The organism is Borrelia coriaceae (assembly GCF_023035295.1).
GTDB lineage: Bacteria > Spirochaetota > Spirochaetia > Borreliales > Borreliaceae > Borrelia > Borrelia coriaceae.
Genome location: NZ_CP075092.1, coordinates 1 through 17,198 on the forward strand (window position 1 = coordinate 1; position 17,198 = coordinate 17,198).

Annotated in this window: 16 protein-coding genes and 1 pseudogene; 13 read left to right on the top strand and 4 right to left on the bottom strand. The window is 27.8% G+C overall.

Translation table 11 applies throughout. From position 1 onward, the window contains the following. Positions 1–202 precede the first annotated feature (202 nt). Positions 203–361 (top strand): hypothetical protein, encoded by a 159-nt coding sequence (locus bcCo53_RS07380; RefSeq protein WP_246938461.1) that lies wholly within the window; start codon positions 203–205, stop codon positions 359–361. 706 nt (positions 362–1,067) lie between these two features. Next, positions 1,068–2,069 carry a variable large family protein gene (locus bcCo53_RS07385; RefSeq protein WP_025408806.1) on the top strand — a complete coding sequence of 334 codons (1,002 nt, stop codon included), beginning with the start codon at positions 1,068–1,070 and terminating at the stop codon, positions 2,067–2,069. A 294-nt stretch (positions 2,070–2,363) separates the two neighbouring features. Here the strand turns inward: bcCo53_RS07385 and bdr are convergent, their stop codons facing one another. From bdr to bcCo53_RS08780, 3 genes are read right to left on the bottom strand one after another with little or no spacing between them, the layout of a single operon-like run. Continuing rightward, entirely contained in the window at positions 2,364–2,888 is a 525-nt protein-coding gene (gene bdr, locus bcCo53_RS07390; protein ID WP_081725088.1) for a Bdr family repetitive protein, read from the bottom strand. Positions 2,889–2,928: 40 nt separating this feature from the next. Next, on the bottom strand, positions 2,929–3,372 hold the full coding sequence (locus tag bcCo53_RS07395; RefSeq protein WP_277813764.1) for a DUF603 domain-containing protein: 444 nt from the start codon (positions 3,370–3,372) through the stop codon (positions 2,929–2,931). Further along, positions 3,332–3,517 carry a DUF603 domain-containing protein gene (locus tag bcCo53_RS08780; protein WP_051428606.1) on the bottom strand — a complete coding sequence of 62 codons (186 nt, stop codon included), beginning with the start codon at positions 3,515–3,517 and terminating at the stop codon, positions 3,332–3,334. Before bcCo53_RS08780 ends, bcCo53_RS07395 begins: the two co-directional genes overlap by 41 nt. Before the next feature lie 159 nt (positions 3,518–3,676). Here bcCo53_RS08780 and bcCo53_RS07400 point away from each other — a divergent pair, with 159 nt between their 5' ends. The 6 genes from bcCo53_RS07400 to bcCo53_RS08785 all read left to right on the top strand — a co-directional run bounded on the left by bcCo53_RS07400 (position 3,677) and on the right by bcCo53_RS08785 (position 9,692). Further along, positions 3,677–4,591 (top strand): Mlp family lipoprotein, encoded by a 915-nt coding sequence (locus bcCo53_RS07400; protein ID WP_025408805.1) that lies wholly within the window; start codon positions 3,677–3,679, stop codon positions 4,589–4,591. Between the two features lie 747 nt (positions 4,592–5,338). After that, positions 5,339–6,031 carry a plasmid maintenance protein gene (locus tag bcCo53_RS07405; protein ID WP_025408804.1) on the top strand — a complete coding sequence of 231 codons (693 nt, stop codon included), beginning with the start codon at positions 5,339–5,341 and terminating at the stop codon, positions 6,029–6,031. 37 nt (positions 6,032–6,068) lie between these two features. After that, complete coding sequence (locus tag bcCo53_RS07410) at positions 6,069–6,641, top strand: DUF226 domain-containing protein (protein ID WP_028328211.1); 573 nt, start codon at positions 6,069–6,071, stop codon at positions 6,639–6,641. Continuing rightward, on the top strand, positions 6,617–7,381 hold the full coding sequence (locus bcCo53_RS07415; protein WP_025408802.1) for a ParA family protein: 765 nt from the start codon (positions 6,617–6,619) through the stop codon (positions 7,379–7,381). The genes bcCo53_RS07410 and bcCo53_RS07415 overlap by 25 nt, the downstream gene beginning before the upstream one ends. An 11-nt stretch (positions 7,382–7,392) precedes the next feature. Continuing rightward, a complete protein-coding gene (locus tag bcCo53_RS07420) occupies positions 7,393–7,956 on the top strand; it encodes a chromosome replication/partitioning protein (protein WP_028328210.1) in 564 nt (187 codons plus the stop codon). Between the two features lie 1,604 nt (positions 7,957–9,560). Continuing rightward, positions 9,561–9,692, top strand: a complete 132-nt coding sequence (locus tag bcCo53_RS08785) for a hypothetical protein (protein ID WP_277813763.1) — start codon at positions 9,561–9,563, stop codon at positions 9,690–9,692. A 391-nt stretch (positions 9,693–10,083) separates the two neighbouring features. On the opposite strand, the gene bcCo53_RS07425 is transcribed toward bcCo53_RS08785, so the two are convergent. Next, the gene (locus tag bcCo53_RS07425; protein WP_025408801.1) at positions 10,084–10,839 is read right to left on the bottom strand and encodes a hypothetical protein; all 756 of its coding nucleotides are present in this window, start codon (positions 10,837–10,839) and stop codon (positions 10,084–10,086) included. A 351-nt stretch (positions 10,840–11,190) separates the two neighbouring features. Between bcCo53_RS07425 and bcCo53_RS07430 the strand changes: the two are divergent. From bcCo53_RS07430 to bcCo53_RS07450, 5 genes and pseudogenes are all read left to right on the top strand, one after another. Further along, positions 11,191–12,268: pseudogene (locus bcCo53_RS07430) on the top strand (variable large family protein). Positions 12,269–12,406: 138 nt separating this feature from the next. Further along, on the top strand, positions 12,407–13,465 hold the full coding sequence (locus bcCo53_RS07435; RefSeq protein ID WP_028328209.1) for a variable large family protein: 1,059 nt from the start codon (positions 12,407–12,409) through the stop codon (positions 13,463–13,465). A gap of 129 nt (positions 13,466–13,594) precedes the next feature. Next, positions 13,595–14,653, top strand: a complete 1,059-nt coding sequence (locus tag bcCo53_RS07440) for a variable large family protein (RefSeq protein ID WP_025408800.1) — start codon at positions 13,595–13,597, stop codon at positions 14,651–14,653. 291 nt (positions 14,654–14,944) lie between these two features. After that, positions 14,945–16,018 carry a variable large family protein gene (locus tag bcCo53_RS07445; protein WP_025408799.1) on the top strand — a complete coding sequence of 358 codons (1,074 nt, stop codon included), beginning with the start codon at positions 14,945–14,947 and terminating at the stop codon, positions 16,016–16,018. A gap of 132 nt (positions 16,019–16,150) precedes the next feature. Beyond that, positions 16,151–17,197 carry a variable large family protein gene (locus tag bcCo53_RS07450; RefSeq protein ID WP_025408798.1) on the top strand — a complete coding sequence of 349 codons (1,047 nt, stop codon included), beginning with the start codon at positions 16,151–16,153 and terminating at the stop codon, positions 17,195–17,197. Position 17,198 lies beyond the last annotated feature (1 nt).

Consider the following 17,198-nt stretch of genomic DNA (forward strand, 5'->3'; position numbering starts at 1 on the left):
AATAGTTGAGCATTAAAACTAAATAGTTGTATACAATAACTCAATAGTTCATACTAAAAATGAAATAGTTGATCTACCCTCTTTCGCAACACTTAAAAGTTGTTCAAAAAAACTCAATAGTTGACAGTAAAAAATTAATAGTTGTCTTCATACACTTGCCTTTCTTCCTTAATTAAAGTATCATTTTATTAAAGGTTAAACAATGTTAAAAATTCTATTATTCTTAATTCCTTTAGTTAATATCTTCGCTATATCCGAAGAAGAATATTACAAACGCGACAAGTACAGCTATTTCAAAAGAAAATTAATACGTGTCAAAGATATGCAAATCCACTACAGGCTAATGCACAATAAAGCCTAATAAAATTACTTCTTAATATCAAATAGTATAAAACTCAATAACAAAATTTTCTATCCCTAACTTTACAACAGATAACATTCTTTATAAGATATAGACAAATCAAATAATAATTTCCAACTTTCATAATATTCTTTTATCAATTCCTAAATTAGGATTAATAATATTTCTACAACATACATTGCAAAAAAATACACATAAAAATCTTTAATATACTTTAAAATTTTACTGATTTCTTTCACAAAAAGTTTTATTATTTACTTTTAATTAAGATATATGACAGTACAAATCTTAATATTTTTTAACTAAAATTTATACCAAAATATACTAATTAAAGTTATATATAATCGAATACAAAATTCGTACTAATTTATATTTAAAATGTAGTACATTTATATATTTCAATCTTAACAATTTATTATTATAAATAATAATAAATTGTTAAGATTGAAATATATAAAACAATTACTACTCTTTAAAAGATCTAAAAATCACTGCAAAAATATTTTGCCTTATCACACTATTGTACTAAACACTTTTATACTATTCGCTATTATTCTCATAACTTATCAGTCATCTTGGAATAACGCTCATTAGTATATATTCACCTCCTTCAACAATTTTGATCAAAAATCTTAGCCAATATAACCCTTTTTTAAAAAATATGAACTATATTTCAATTCATATAATTTAAGGAGAGGAAATTATAATGAAAAATTTTAAAAAACCTTTGAGTGTCCTTGCTATAATGTCTATGTTGGCTAGCTGTAACCTCGTTGCTGATGCTATCTCTAACCAAGATGGTTCCACTGTTGCTATAACTCAGGAAATGAAAAATCAAATACAACAAGCCGTTCAAAACATAGATATCAATAACCTATCTGAAAACGATATCTCTAACATTTTAAACAAATTTAGAAAGGTTGAATTCAAACATGACAGCAAAAGAAATGAAATAAGTACATACTTTAATAACATAAAAGACGTATTAACAATTATTAAAAATACATTAAAAGAAAAAACTAATGAAAATAACAGTATAATTAAAACTATTGACAAAATAACAAACGCCATAGAAAAACTAGCTAATGCTACCAACTCAAACTTTAATATTGTAGAAATCAATAACACAGACAACAAAGCTTCTATCCCTTCCGACAAAAAAAGCGTCCAATACATCATAGATGGAATTAAAGAAATAGGTGAAATAGCAAAAATACCTAATATAAATATTGAACAAAACAACAATGAAGAAGTTCCCGCTCATAGTTCACAATATGCCCCAGCCGCTCTTAATAGCGGAACAAATGCTGTAGATTTAAAATCTAGTTCTGCACTAAATCAAATCGTATCTAAAGCCAACGCACAGGAAATGCTCAAAACAATAATAAATTCTACAACAGTAAGTAACACTCACGATATTAGTCAAGGTTGTAGTAATAAAGATAATAACGCTGGAAGATTAACTACTGGTAAAAGTTCATACGATAAAGGTGCTGGAGCAAAAAGTAAGGCTGACTTAGCTGCCGCAGTTGCACTAAAAGCTATGAGTAAAAACGGTAAATTTGCTAATTGTAAAAACAACAATAATAATGAATATACTACAAATGTTAGACAAGCTGCAGTTAATGCTGTTAATAAAGTATTAAATGGACTTAATACAATTATTATAGATATATTAAAAGCTGAATTTAATAAAATTAAAAATTAATTAAAACTTAAATAAACATAAAATTATCAAAAAAGCACTAATATAAAAAAGAAAACATAATTTTACATTAGTGCTTTTTCTTAAAAAAGTAAATATTAAATATCTTAAAACCAATTTCCCAATACTAACCAAAACCCAAATTAATTAGTAAAATTCAAAATACCATTAAAACTTAATCTAATACATCTTCAACAAAAAAATATTGATTTTGACATAAAATTGTTATTTATAATATGGATTCAAAAAAGGAAGAAAAGACACTTAATTTACATTTACTTATTTTAAAATAGTGACTTATTTAAAGATTAGTGTCAATAAAATTCCTAAACATATAGTAATAATTGTTCCTAACATCCAATTGTGCACTCGCAATGTGCTCCTAAACTCTGATGCTGTCTTGTCTATCTTATTATCTAACTCCATTTTGTTAAGATCTATCTTATTATCTAGTTCACTAAACTTAGTATCTATCTTATTATCTAGATCTTTTATATCTGACTTTAATTCACTCCTCACATTCCCTATCTTTACATTTAAATTACTCTCTACATTATCTATCTTATTATCTAATTCAATTCTTACTGATACAATCTCTGATTTTAAGCTACGTTCCAACATCTCTAACTTCAGGTTAAAATTACTATCTAAATATTCAATATCTTTATACGTCAATTCATTACGATAATATCTTTTAGAGAGATCATTTGCTACATAATCTTGCATGCCCATCTTCACAAATTCTTGATAGATCATATCCTCAGTCACATATCCATTAAAAACTTGTGGACTACTAACAGCATGTAATGATGACTCTTGCATATAAACCTCCTTATTTAATTATTATATAATATTTTATGTATTATAGGAACTTCATTTTACTAAAATGCACTCTAAGAGAACGAATATGCAGAATCAAAAAACGTGATTCTACATCTGTTGCTTTTAGCTTTTGCAGCATCTCATAATACAACTGCATTTTCTTAACTTCTCTTTCTTTTTTCAGTTGTGATAATTGAAGTCTTAAGTCTTCATTACTATTTTCTTCTTGTGAATGTTCACACTCTTTAGAAAGACTTATAATCTTAGACTCTATTTTATCTATTTGATCATCATGAGTTTTAAGTTCTAACTCTACATATCTACTAAATGAATTTATAAATTCTATTCCTAGAAGGCTACGAGCCATACTAAACTGACTCTTTAGATCACGGGCTTGCGCATTACTTTGGGATGCATGAAGTAAGATATTAGTCAGAGTATCTTCATGAATAAGTAAGTTTATTATTGTTAACATATTCAGCATTATCTTTAACTCCTTTCCATTTGTGTCTCATTTTACTTACATTTGCTTTTGAGACGTCCATTTCCTTTGCAATATTAGCATCATTAAGCTTTCCTTCTTTAAAATACACAATATAATCATCAAATGATTTCTTAAATCTACTCATATTCTTTAACACAAGTTAACCAATAAGTTAACATAAACTTTATAACAAAAAAATAAACTTTGCAAAAACAATGCGTAATCATCAATAATATAGACTGACTATAAAATAATAATCTATAATAACTTAGATTATATATAAAAATTAAATAAGGGGAATATTATGCAAATATTTACCAAATTATTAGTATTTTACAGTACAATACTATTTTACTGTTGCAATTCGGATACAATTAATGACACGTCTAATAAGCCTCATGAACAAAACGAAATAAAACCTGTTACTTTAACTGCTGATGAAAAGCAAAAACTTGATGTTCTTATAAATGCATTTAATAAAGTGATAGAATTAAAACGATTGCCAGATGATGAATTACAAAAAAGTCAAAACCTTTTAAATTGGCTAGGCTCAATAAACGTACAAAAACAAAAAGAATTAGCTAATGTTTTTACTCTAGTCTATAACTTTTTAAAAGATAAAACACACTCACAATTAAATAATTTGACCATTACTCAATTTATAAATAACGCTTTAGCTTGCCACGATACAAATGAATGTAATAACCTAAATACACTTACTGGACGTATAAAACTATTTTTTATAATTGTCCTATACGATATAACTAGAACAAGCAACACCAATGAAGAAAGATTCCAAGCTCTCAAAGCAGAATTACTTAACATAAATAAGTATGTAATTAGTTTATTAGGAAGAGAGATATACGAAAGAGTAATAAGAATGCAACTAAAAAATGATAATAACAAAACACAGGCTTTTAATCTCTTAATAAATGCCTTTCCACAGGAAACGGACAATCAGATTAGAGTGAAAATACTACGGCACTTGTTTGAACTAAATGATAATGGAACGATAAAATCTATAAATGATGCAAAGTTAAATTCTATACTAGATCATATACATACTGAACTTAACAAGTGTAATGGAAATGAAGATGGTAAAAACAATCTTAAAACTCGCATAAAAGACTATTTCATACAAGCAGACCAAGACAATACGCTAAAGACTACTGCATTTAATAATTTTTCAAATACAGTAGTAAGCAGTTGTCAGCAGTAAACAAAGGATAAATTCACCTCTCATAATTAAGGCTTGCAAGTCAAGAAAGGGCATTTAAGAGAGGTGAATTTAAAAAAAGTAGTAGTTATAAGCAAATATAAGTTAAACTAATTATAAAAATGGTAAAGATTACTAAAAAGTACACTTGAAATCAACTAGAAATAAGAAATTAAAATTTGTATATATAAATGCATCATTGTAAAATAGAAAGTTAATAAAAATAATATAACAAATGTAGAGACGATCTAAGTATTTGCAAATAAAAACAAGAGGTATGCTAAGAAGGTTACCAAATTTATAAAAAAACATCTATTTTACCTATAGATAGCTCTTTAGGAACAATATTTTACATAAAATGATAAATGCTTAAATTTGATTTTACATATAAATATATGCTACATCTCAACTAAATTTAGTTTTAATATCTTCAGCTAACCTTGTTAATACGTAAAAAAACAAGACAAAAAAATAAAAAGTACTTTAGTATTTTATTTTGACGATAAAATACTAAAGCTAATAAAGAAATATATCAAAATTTAACAAAATTCAATCTCAAAATAATTTGTATACTTTCTATCAATGAATGGTTATAGAGAAATCGAAATACAAAATATAAATGCTTACTGATGTGTTAAGTTCAGCATATTAAACTCCTTAAAAAGAAGTCTCTATACAAAAAAATGGATATTTACTTTTACACAAAAATTATGTATGATGAACATAATATCTATTTCTAAGGAGCTTAATATGTTAAATACAGACTTTAAAACTAAAACCTATACAAAGCCATTAAAAGAATATCATAACAGATATTACAAAATATTATCAATAATTAGATATTTCCAAAATAATGCAATTAAATACAATCAAACAACTATTTTAAATGCATTAAACATTTTTTTATCTAAAGACGGTCTCAAAAAAATTACACTAAGAACTTTAAGAAAAGATTTAACCTTTCTATGTAACAAAGACATTATTAAAAAAACTTTATTAAGATTAGGTGAAGGAAATGGTTCATACATAAGATATACAATAACTAAGTATAGTATTACAAACTTAAAAAAAGTACTTAAAGCCAAAGAAAAAATTATAGAACACGATGTAAATAAAATATTTATATTCACAAAAGAAACAAGATTTAAATATTTTAACAATGTAAAGGCTAAAATATTTAAATCTAAAAATGTAACTAAAAATGTTAGTCATAATATAACTATTAATATTAATTATAATAAATATGCAAAAAATGAAATAAAAGAAAATGAAACAATAAACAAAACAAATTCTTTAATAAAAAAGATATCCAAATGGAAAACAATGAGATACTTAGATAAAATAAAAGAAAATGCAAATAAAAAGGAATACGAAAACAACATGTCAAAAGTAGAAAAATGGTTAAAAAGCTTAGAGATAAAAAATAATACCACAAAAAACTAAAAACTAAAAAGTAAAAAACAAATTTTAAGGATCATAAATGGAAAACTCGCTACACAAATTAAGAAAAAAAAAATTAGAAATTAGTCCAAAAGAAAGAATAAAAAATTCTTTCTCCAAGATAGAAAAAATAAATACTAGAACGTTATATCATACAAAAGTGTTTAACGATCTTTTTACTTTTGGAAATAGCCAAAGAGAAAAAGGTAAATTCTTTATCTCTTTAAGAGGATTGTTTGACAACAACAATAAAAATACATTTCACTTATTTAAAGTTAAAGATAATAGTGACAAATTTCTAGGCATGTTTTACGGATTTAAAAGAATCAAAAACACAATTTTAATCAGATATAAAGATGATGAAAAACAATCTAATGAAACAGCAACGATATATAAACCTTATTATATAGAATTTAGATTTAAAAAAGGCAGCATTTTCTGTTATATAAAAGCAATCCATGCTTTAGTCAAGAAAGAAAAATTTAACAAAACTTATGTTCAAAGTTTATTGAAAAGAATCGTTAACTTAGAACATGAAGTATACAAATTTTATGAAAAGCAGTTACCAGATGGAGGGATCATAACTAAATGGATAGAAAAAAACCAGAAATAATCACTATAGCATCAATTAAAGGCGGGGTTGGAAAAAGTACGAGTGCTATCATATTTGCAACTCTATTATCAAAAAAATATAAAGTTTTGTTAATAGATATTGACACTCAAGCATCAACTACTAGTTATTATCATGATAAACTATTAAAAAAAAATATTAACATAGTAAATACAAATATATATAAAGTTTTAAATGAAACATTAGATATCAACAATTCAATAGTGAACATGAAAGATAATCTTGACTTTATTCCCAGTTATATTCATCTACACAAATTTATACGAGAATCTATTCCTTTAAAAGAATTAAGACTAAAGGAGTGTTTATTTTTTTTACAAAAAAAATATGACTATATAATATTGGATACTAATCCTAGTCTAGATGCCACACTAGCTAATGCTTTAATATGCAGTAATCACATAATAGTACCTATGACAGCAGAAAAATGGTCAGTTGAAAGTTTAGAACTGGTGGAATTTTATATGAAAGAATTAAGAATAAAACTTAAAATTTTTATTCTTATTACTAGATTTAAGAAAAATAACACACAAAAAGAATTATTAGAATACATACAGTCTAAAAAAGGATTTTTAGGTTTTATTCACGAAAGAGAAGACTTAAATAAAAGGATATCAAAAAATGATATTTTTGACTTAACCAAAGACTATATAAAAGATTATGAAAGATCTTTAAATAACTTTCTGAATCAAAGACTAAACAGTGCGTTTAACGCACTATAAAAGGAGAAAAAATGAAAAATGTTATTCTAAATAGTAGAATTTTAAATACCAATGAAAATACAGAATCAACTGCATTAAAACATGAAAATTTGGTTCGTTATAATGAATTAAAAGAAAAACTTAAACAAAATGCTAGGAAAGAAATTTATTACAAAGTGGAAAATATTAGAATTTTAAAAGAAATAAAGGATAATGAATATTATAAATTTGATGGGCATAAAAATTTTGACAGTTTTATTAAAAGTTATAGAATGGCTAAAACGCAAGTGTACGCTTATTTAAGATTAGCAAATGCCATAGCAGAAGGAATGCTTGCAGAGCAATATATCATTGAAAATGGTATTAATGAGTCACTTGCAATAATAAAGGATAAAGTAAGTCAAACAGTAAGAAAATCAAAGCAAAATTCTATAAAACCATTGAGATTTCAACTTAAAAGCCAAGAGAGTTACAATTTTTACAAAGAAAATTCTAAGTTCACGGCATTCGTATTGGATACACTTTTTTCAAATGACAGGAATTATTTGAATATACTATTTAAAAAATATTCCAGTTTAAATTTAAAAAATGATTAATGCAAATAAACAACTTGAAAAATCTCATTAATTTTGATAACCTTTTTTCAGGCTGTATTAATATATTTAATACTCCGGAAATAGTAATCTAGTGAACTTTAGTAGGTTCTATTGATAATTTTAATTTAAAATTATCAATAGAACCTACTTTTTTATTTATACGCTTAATCATTTCGATATATGACTATTTTTTATGCGATATAAAAAATTAAATACATACAAATAAAATGACAAAAGATGTTGTTCAAAATGAAAACACACCAAAAATTAAAGTGTCAATATTTAGTATAATAATGGATGAAACAAATTTATTCATATCTGTAAAGTATGGAAAGTGTGCCATATCTTAAAGGAATGTCTTAGATGTTATATAAAGAAATTGTGACTTTGTTGTAGGTGAATGGATTTAAAACCACTCAAGAGATAAACATTCATAATACCATTTAATAGTAAGATGTAAAATTATAGTAGCATATCAAACATTGCTTATATGCATATTTGAAGTCAGATATGGCAAGTAGTATGGTATTCCAGTCAAAGAAGTGCTTATTCAAATTCTTAAAATCGATTCTGAGTATAAAAAAAATGACTCGAAAAAATCGGCAGTAAGAAGTTTTTTTAATAATATATCTTTTTTTATTGAATAATAATAGTTATTATGGTTTCTCATTGTGTTTAGTGAGCATTAATAAAACACACCTATGTGACAATATAGACGAATATTTATGTTAAGATAAGGTGTATATTAGCTATTGATGTGAAAGATTACCAAATTCAAGTTTCAAAAGAGTTCTGTGTATAATCTAAGTATTAAGGTATTAAAAGATTTGACTGTCCTTTATGGAGAATAAATAGTACAAAAAATAGAGAATTTTACATTTAAGGTTATGGTTATTAAAAAATATCAAAAACATGTTCTGTTGATTATGAATTTGTTTCCTTTGTTAACGCGACATCTGAATTTATATCATCAAAATATTGTTTATTTAAGAATTCAAATTAATCTAGAAGTAATAAAAAGTTTTTCTTTGTTTGTTTTTTGATTTTAAATATTTTTATATACTACTTTGGCAATAAGTTTATTGCTATGGGTTTATTTAAATAAATTGGTCTTAAATATTAGGATATCAGCTGTATGTTCTAACTTTAATATTTATGTGTGAAAATAAGTAAATTCATTAACTTATTTTGTTCGTGTTAGGAAATATTTGCCAACACATAATATAGTAAAAGAAAGGGGTTTTTTATGTACTTATCTCTTTTAAAGTATTGCTACTAAAGGATATTGTTTCTTATCTGATAGAAATGCATATACATATATGAAAATAGTTGCATTTAGAAAATTGTATTAACTAATTTTTTTGCAGTAATAAAGTCAATAGATAGAAAATTGGCAATAGCTATGTGTTTGTTTTTTGTTTTGCTTTTGTTTTGCTTTTGTTTTGGAGTTTTCTCACTATCCAATCTTTTAATTAGAGGATAGTATAAAAAGAGGCATGTAATTTATGCATTCTTTATAGATAGTGGACCTTTTGCTATTTATTTTTTTTCTTTTATAGTAGAAGGGGATACTTTATGGTAAGAGCAAATCAAAAGATATGATTATGTCAGGTGCTATAGTATGTGGGTTAAGAAGAATAATAATTTCACTTGATGATAGGGCTATTACTAGCTTCTGTACTATTCCTATTGAAGTTGAAGGAATAGTAATAAAATTAATTATATTATTAACATAATTAATTAGGTATTAATTCAACATAAAAGTAAAGCTGCTTATTTTTAAAAAAGCATATGCTGACTGAAAATTTACATGCATTAGGAAAATATTTTAATATTTCTATACATGATCTATGTTTTTGAAAAGTTGTTAGTCATCTTAGGTGATATAGTGATAAAAGGGATCGGGATCCCATACCAATATAATTTTAAATATTTTTACTCTATAAACTTTTATTCTGATGGAGATTAATGTATATCCGTAAAGAAATGACCTATTATCCACAATAATGGATAGCTTTGCTATTTAATTATTTTAGCTATATTTTCTCTGAAAATTCAATTTTTCACCAATCTGATATAATAATGCATATCAAGATTTTAATCTTAATATCTCTAAAAAGTGAATTATTATAGTCTTCCTTCCTTAACTTTTTTGATAGTTTCTTCTAAAGCATTTGAAAGAGTTGCTATATCGCCTTTAATTTTAAAATAATGATTACCTTTATTTTTATTATTAACAAATTTATTTTCACTTTCTATGTATTTATCATATTCCTTGGGTAATAAATTATATGTATCACTTTTCAAATTTTTATTAGCAATATTTAAAGTTAAATTTATGTTACTTGTCTTATTTTTAATACTATTATTAAAAATAATTAATTCGTTATAGCTAAAAACAATGCATTGTGTACTCAAAAGGCTTTTATTTGAGTTTGACGCTAATTTACTAATATTAGAGTCCAAAACAAATCTAATATTTAAATCATTCAAGTTTTTGTTCTTTAAGTATTCGTTTAATTCTCTTATAGTTTTAATATTTAATTTATTTAGACATGCTGAATCTATTACTATACTAGTTTTACCAACAGATAATTTATTAGTTTTATTCGAACTATTTTGATAAAAGCTCTTTCTTGTTGAAATAACTTGTTTTCCTAATAATTGGTGGTAACTTTTTGAAGTTTCAGACTTACTATCCAAGAATTCAAGCTCTAAATTGAACTTTATGGGTAGTTCTTCTATATAAAAATATTTATTATTATCAAACATTATTTCAGTATAATCCTTAATTAGGCCAGATGATGGTTTACTAAATAAATTATGACTACAACCAAATATTATAAATAAGAAGGGCAAAAAAATATTTTTTATAACTTTCATTTCAATCTCCTGTGCAAGTAGAAAATCATTTTATACAGTTAATACTGATATGCATTAAGAAAAAACGTACTGTATACTTTTAAATATATTCCAACTATGTTAATTAAATTGTTAAGGGTATATTTATTTGATTTAAACCCATTCTTTACTAATTATTAGATGTAATTGAATTTCAAGTTTTAGATTACGATTATAGTTTTTGTTGTAAGCTTTAAGATTGAAAAAGTTGTGTGAGCATTTAGCATAATAAATTATGAAAATAAGAAGAATAAGAATAAAAAGTGAAATGTAATAATAAGATTTGTCTAGTTTCTTTAGTTAGAGGATAGGAAATAAGGAGGCACGTAATATATGAAAATAAATATTAGATTAAAAAGTATTTGTGCAACATTATTTATCTCTTTATTCCTTTCTTGTAATAATGGACCTGTTGATGAAGAGAATCCTCAGAATAAATTCTTAAAGTCTTTAGTTACTTTAGGTGATGACTTCTTATCTATCTTTACTTCTTTTGGCGAGATGTTTTCTGATACATTAGGATTTAAGGCAGATCCCAAGAAATCTGATGTTAAAGATTACTTTGAAAAAATTCATGAAACTGTAGAGAAGACTAAGACATATCTTAAGAAAATTGTTGAAGATATGAAAAAAGAAAAGAATCGTAATTTTTCTGATACAAATGATGCTGTAACAACTTTAAATGCAGAATTGGATGATATAATTAAAGGCTCTAAAGCTGTTAGTGTGGCTATTGGTAATGCAGGTACTGAACCAATTGGTAATGTTGCTACTACTAATGATAAAAAAGGCGATGTTGGGACTGAAATTGATAGTTTAATCAATGGAATTAAGCATATTGTAGGAGTGGTACTTAAAGATGATAAAGGAACTCTTGTTGGAAATCCTAAAGCTGGTGATGATAAAAAGGCTGAAAATGGTACTACTCAAAGGGGTTCTAATGCTGGTGATGTAGGAAAGTTATTTGGTAATGTTAGTGATGGTAGTATTGCTTCTACCCCTGAGAAAGTTGCGGGTGATGCAGCAAAAGCTGTTGGAGCAGTAACTGGAGCGGATATCTTGCAGGCCATTTCTCAAGGTAGTTCTGGTGTTACTGCAAATTTAGCTAATACTAGTCCTACCTCGGCTGCTAATGTTGCTAATCCTCAAGATGCGGAAGTAGCAGGAGCTATAGCATTAAGAGCCATAGCTAAAGGCGGTAAATTCGCTAACCATTCATCTACTGATATTACTGCTGCAGTTAAAGGAGTAGCAGTAAGTGCAGTAACTAAAGCATTAGATGCTTTAACTATAGCAATAAAAAAGACAATAGATAAAGGTCTTAAAAAAGTTAAAGAATGCTATGAAACTTGGCGATCATGATCCTTCTGTAACTGCTGATAAGGGCGCTTCAGAGGCTCAAAGTAAATAATCTAAGATTTAATAATAAATAATTGAACTAAAAAATAAAGTCATTTAAGGAAAATACTTCTTATATAGTAGTTATTTTCCTTTTTGTATTTCTAGCCTCTTTAATTAAAGGATGGGGAAGAAAGGATGCAGGTAATATATGAAAATAAATATTAAAAATATTAGAGTTAAAAGTATTTGTGCAACATTATTTATTTCTCTATTCCTTTCTTGTAATAATGGAATGGAAGAGCTTCAAAAGGAAAATCAGTCTTTACGCTCTATATCTAATTTAAGACAACAATTCTTAGATGTTTTTACTTCTTTTGGTGATATGATGACTGGAACATTAGGGTTTGAGAAAGATCCCAAGAAAGCTGCTGTTGCTAAATATTTTAAGAGTATAGGGGATAGTTTGACAAAAACCAGGACATCTCTTGAAAAAATGGTTGAGAATATGAGAGCTGCAAATAATTTTGATGCTGGTAAAGTAGAGACTGAAGTAACAACTTTAAATAAAATACTTGACACAGTAATTGCTGGGGCTAAGACTGCTAGTGAGGCTATTGGTACTGAAAATGGTGAACTACTTGGTAATATTGATGTTGCTAGTGGAAATGCTAAAGGTGTACCTGGAGATGTTACGGACCTAGTAAAGGGAATTAAAGCAATTGTAGATGTAGTGCTTCAAGGTAAAGGTGAGCCTGTTGCTGGTGATAATAAAAAGTCTGATGATGGTACTGTTGGAGCTGGTGCAAGAGGTGATAATGCTGGTGAAGCAGGTAACTTATTTGCTAATTCTGCTATTGCTTCGAATGCAAAAAAAGCAGCATCAGATGTAACGAAGGCTGTTGGTGCTGTATCCGGTTCTGATTTATTGCAAGCCATGGTTAAAAATGATGATTCTATGAAATTAGCTAAATATGCTGGAGCTGCTGGTTCTATTGGTATTAATGCTTCTAATGATGGAACTATAGCAGGTGCTATAGCGTTAAGAGCGATGGCTAAAGGTGGTAAGTTTGCTAATGGTAACGTTGGGGATGATGTTACTGTTACAGTTAAAGGAGCAGCTTTAAGTGCGATAACTAAAGCATTAAATACTTTAACTATAGCAATAAGAAAAACAGTGGATGATGGTTTTAAAAAAGTTAAAGATGTTATGAATATAAGTGATAATGACACTGCTGTAAGTACTGAATCTAGTACTGCTGCTAAATAAATAAACGTTATAATTAAAAAAATAAAGTCATTAGAGGAAAACACTTTTTTATATGAGAGTAGTTTTCCTTTTTTTATTTGTGTCTGGCCTATTTAGTTAAAGGATGGGTTAAAAGGAGGCACGTAATATATGAAAATAAATATTAAAAATATTAAGATAAAAAGTGTTTGTGTTACATTATTTATCTCTTTATTCCTTTCTTGTAATAATGGAATAGAAGAAAGCTTAGCAGATAAGGGAGCTGGAAAAGGGTTAAATGATATAATTGCAGATTCTAGAAAGATATTTTTGGATGCTTTTGTTTCTTTTGGAAATTCACTAAAAGAATCATTTAGTATTACTTCAACTACAACTAAAAAAGCAGTTGGAGAACGGTTGGGTAATGTTGGTGAGGCAGTTAAATTAGTTAAAGGTAACCTAGAAAGTTTAAAGGAAAAAGAGCATTTTGGTTTTATAAAAAACAAAGTTGAGACCTCAATTGATAATTCAATTAAGACTTTGGATAAGATAGTTAATGGAGTAGGTAAAATTAAAGAAGCTACTGCTGGTAGTGCTGATAATAAAATTGGTAATGCTACTAAAGATGGTGAGGATGCGGCCCCACCATCAGATACAGATAGTGTGAAGAGTATCGTTGAAGGAATTGGCATGGTTTATGGAGCAGCAAGGGAAACTGGTATTGATCCAAAAGGAGATGCTACTAAAACAGTGACTGACTCTAAAAAAGTTGGAAACCTGTTTGGTAATAATGGTAGTATTGGTGGTGCAGATGCATTAAAAGCAGCTCATATGGCATTAACTAATGCTAGTGGTGCAGATATATTAGCAGCAATTGATATAGCAGCTAAGGGTGGTACAAGTAAGCCCGCTGGTCAAATAAAAGATGCAACAAATGCTTTTGACATTGCTATTGCTACTCAAAATCATGGAGATGCTCATGTTGACGTTAGGACAAAAGGAGCAGTAATAGCAGCAGGAATAGCATTGAGGGCTATAGCTAAAGATGGTAAATTAGCAACTGTTGCTACTAATGCACCAAAAGAAGAAATAAATGCAGTATTAATAGGTGCAGTGGGGAAAACTATAAATGAGATAGTATCTACTATAAGAAGAACAGTTGATAAATGTTTAAAAAATGTTAGTGATTGCATAAAAGAAAATTCTAGTAGTGAAGTAAAATCTAAATAGTATAATTTGATGCTTAAACTATTCATTAAAATTGATTTTTTATAAGTGTTGTGATATTCAGGAATATCTATAAGGTATTCCTGTTTTTTTGAGATCTGTTTTTACAAATGTCACTAAGATAACAGGTTCAGTAACTGGTGGACAAAGATAAAGAATTGTCAGTAAAAAGATTAAATACTAAATGATAAAGTAATTAAGGGTGGCACTTATATTTGTATGAGAATTGTTTTTTCCTTTTTTATGTTTAGCCTCTTTAGTTGAAGGAAAAGGATAAAAGGAGGCACGTAATATATGAAAATAAATATTAAAAATATTAGAGTAAAAAGTATTTGTGCAACATTATTTATTTCTCTATTCCTTTCTTGTAATAATTCTGGTGAGGAATTAGAAAAACTTAAAAAGCAAAATAACTTCTTATCCTCACTTGCTAATTTAGGTAATGACTTCTTAAACGTTTTCACTTCTTTTGGGGATACACTTGGTGGTATTTTAAGTTTTGATTTTAAGACACCAAAGTCTGAGATTGGTAAGTACTTTAAGAATATAGAAAACAGCTTAACAGAAACAAAGACCAAGCTTGAGCAACTTGTTGCTGACATGAAATCAGAAGGAAATCCTAATGCTACTGCAACTGAGACGGCTGTAAATAACTTAGTGACTAATACGCTTGCTAAGATCATTGCTGGTGCTAATGCTGTTAGTGAGGCGATTGGTAATGCGAGTGAACCAATTGCTAATATTGATGCTAAGACTAAAGGTGGTGCTGCAGGTAATGTTGATAAATTAATAGAGGGAATGAAAGATATAATAAAATTGGTACTTGGAGAAAAGGGTAATCCTAATGCTGGCACTGAGAAAAAGGCTGATGCTCTTGACAATCGTGCTGGTGGTAGTACTCCTACTAACGGTGAGGCAGGAAATTTATTTGATGCTTCAGCTAGTTCTGGAGTTGGTTCTGGTTCTGGGCATGCAAAGAAGGCAGCAGCTGATGCCGTTAAGGCTGTTGGAGCCGTAACTGGTGCTGATATTCTAAAAGCTATAGTTATAAATGGTAAGACTGCTGATACTAAAGCTGCTGAAGCTAAGGCTAAAGATGCAACCATAGCAGGTGCTATAGCGTTAAGGGCTATGGCTAAAGATGGTAAATTCCCTGGTGTTGCTTCTGGTTCTTTTTCGACTGATAATGATGAGTATACAGCTGCAGTTAAAGATGCAGCAATAAGTGCCGTTACTAAAGTATTAAATACACTCACAATAGCAATAAGAAAAACAATAGATGCAGGACTTAAAACCGTTCAAGATGTTATGAAAATTAATCCTAATGATACTACTATATCTAATGAAGATGGTATTTCTACTAAATAAATAGTAAATAAACATAACTAAATAATAAAGTCGTTTAAGGGAAACACTTTTCTGTTTGAGGATAGGTTGTTTTCCTTTAATTTCTGTCTAACCCCTTTGTTAGAGAATAGTGTCAAGGGGGTAGTATAATATATGAAAATAAATATTAAAAATATTAGATTAATAAGTATTTGTGCAACATTATTTATCTCTTTATTCCTTGCTTGTAATAATGGAGCAATAGAAGAACTTCAAAAGGAAAAGGATTATATACTCTCTATATCTAATTTAAGACAAGGTTTCTTAGATATTTTTGCTTCTTTTGGTGATTTACTAAAAGATACATTTGGTATTACTGCAGTTACAACTAAGAAAGGGGTTGGAGAACAATTAGGTAAAATTGGTGACGCAACTAATTCAGCTAAAACTAAATTAGAAAGCATCAAATTAGATGAGAGTTACAATTTAATAAAAGATAAAGCTGAGACCTTAATTACTAAGGCAATTGATATTTTGGGAAAGATAGTTGATGGAGCAACTAAAATTAAAGATGCTACTGTTGATGATAGTCCAGTTGGTGGTAAGGTTACTGATACTGAGAATGCAGAGCCGGCAGAAGAAAAAAGTGTAAAGGGTCTTATTGAAGGTATTAACTTGATCCTTGAAGCAGCAAAAGGAGTTGGTACTGCTCCAAAAGGTAATGATAAGAAAAAAATTGCTGACTCTAAAGAGGTAGCAGAGTTATTTAATCTAACTAGTAATGTTGGTAGTAATACTAAGGCACTAGATGGAGTCAACAGAGCAGTAATTGCAGCTAGTGGTGCAGATATATTAGCATCAATAGCTGCAGTTAAGGATAAAAAAGATGGTGCTGGCGACATACAAAATGCAAAAAATGCTTATGACATTGCTATTGCTCAGAAAAGTCATACCAATATTAGTGATGGTGAGGTTAACACAAATGCATCAGCAATAGCAGCAGGTTTAGCATTAAAAGCTATGGCTAAGGGTGGCAAACTAGCAACCAAGGCTACTCAAGCTCCAGGTCAAGCAGTAAATTCAGTATTAATAGGCGTAGTTGATAAAACTGTAAATGAAATAGTATCTACTATAAGAAGGACAGTTGATAAATGTTTAAAAGATATTAGTGATTGCATAAAAGTAGATTCTACTAGTGAAGTAAAAGTTAAATCTAAATAGT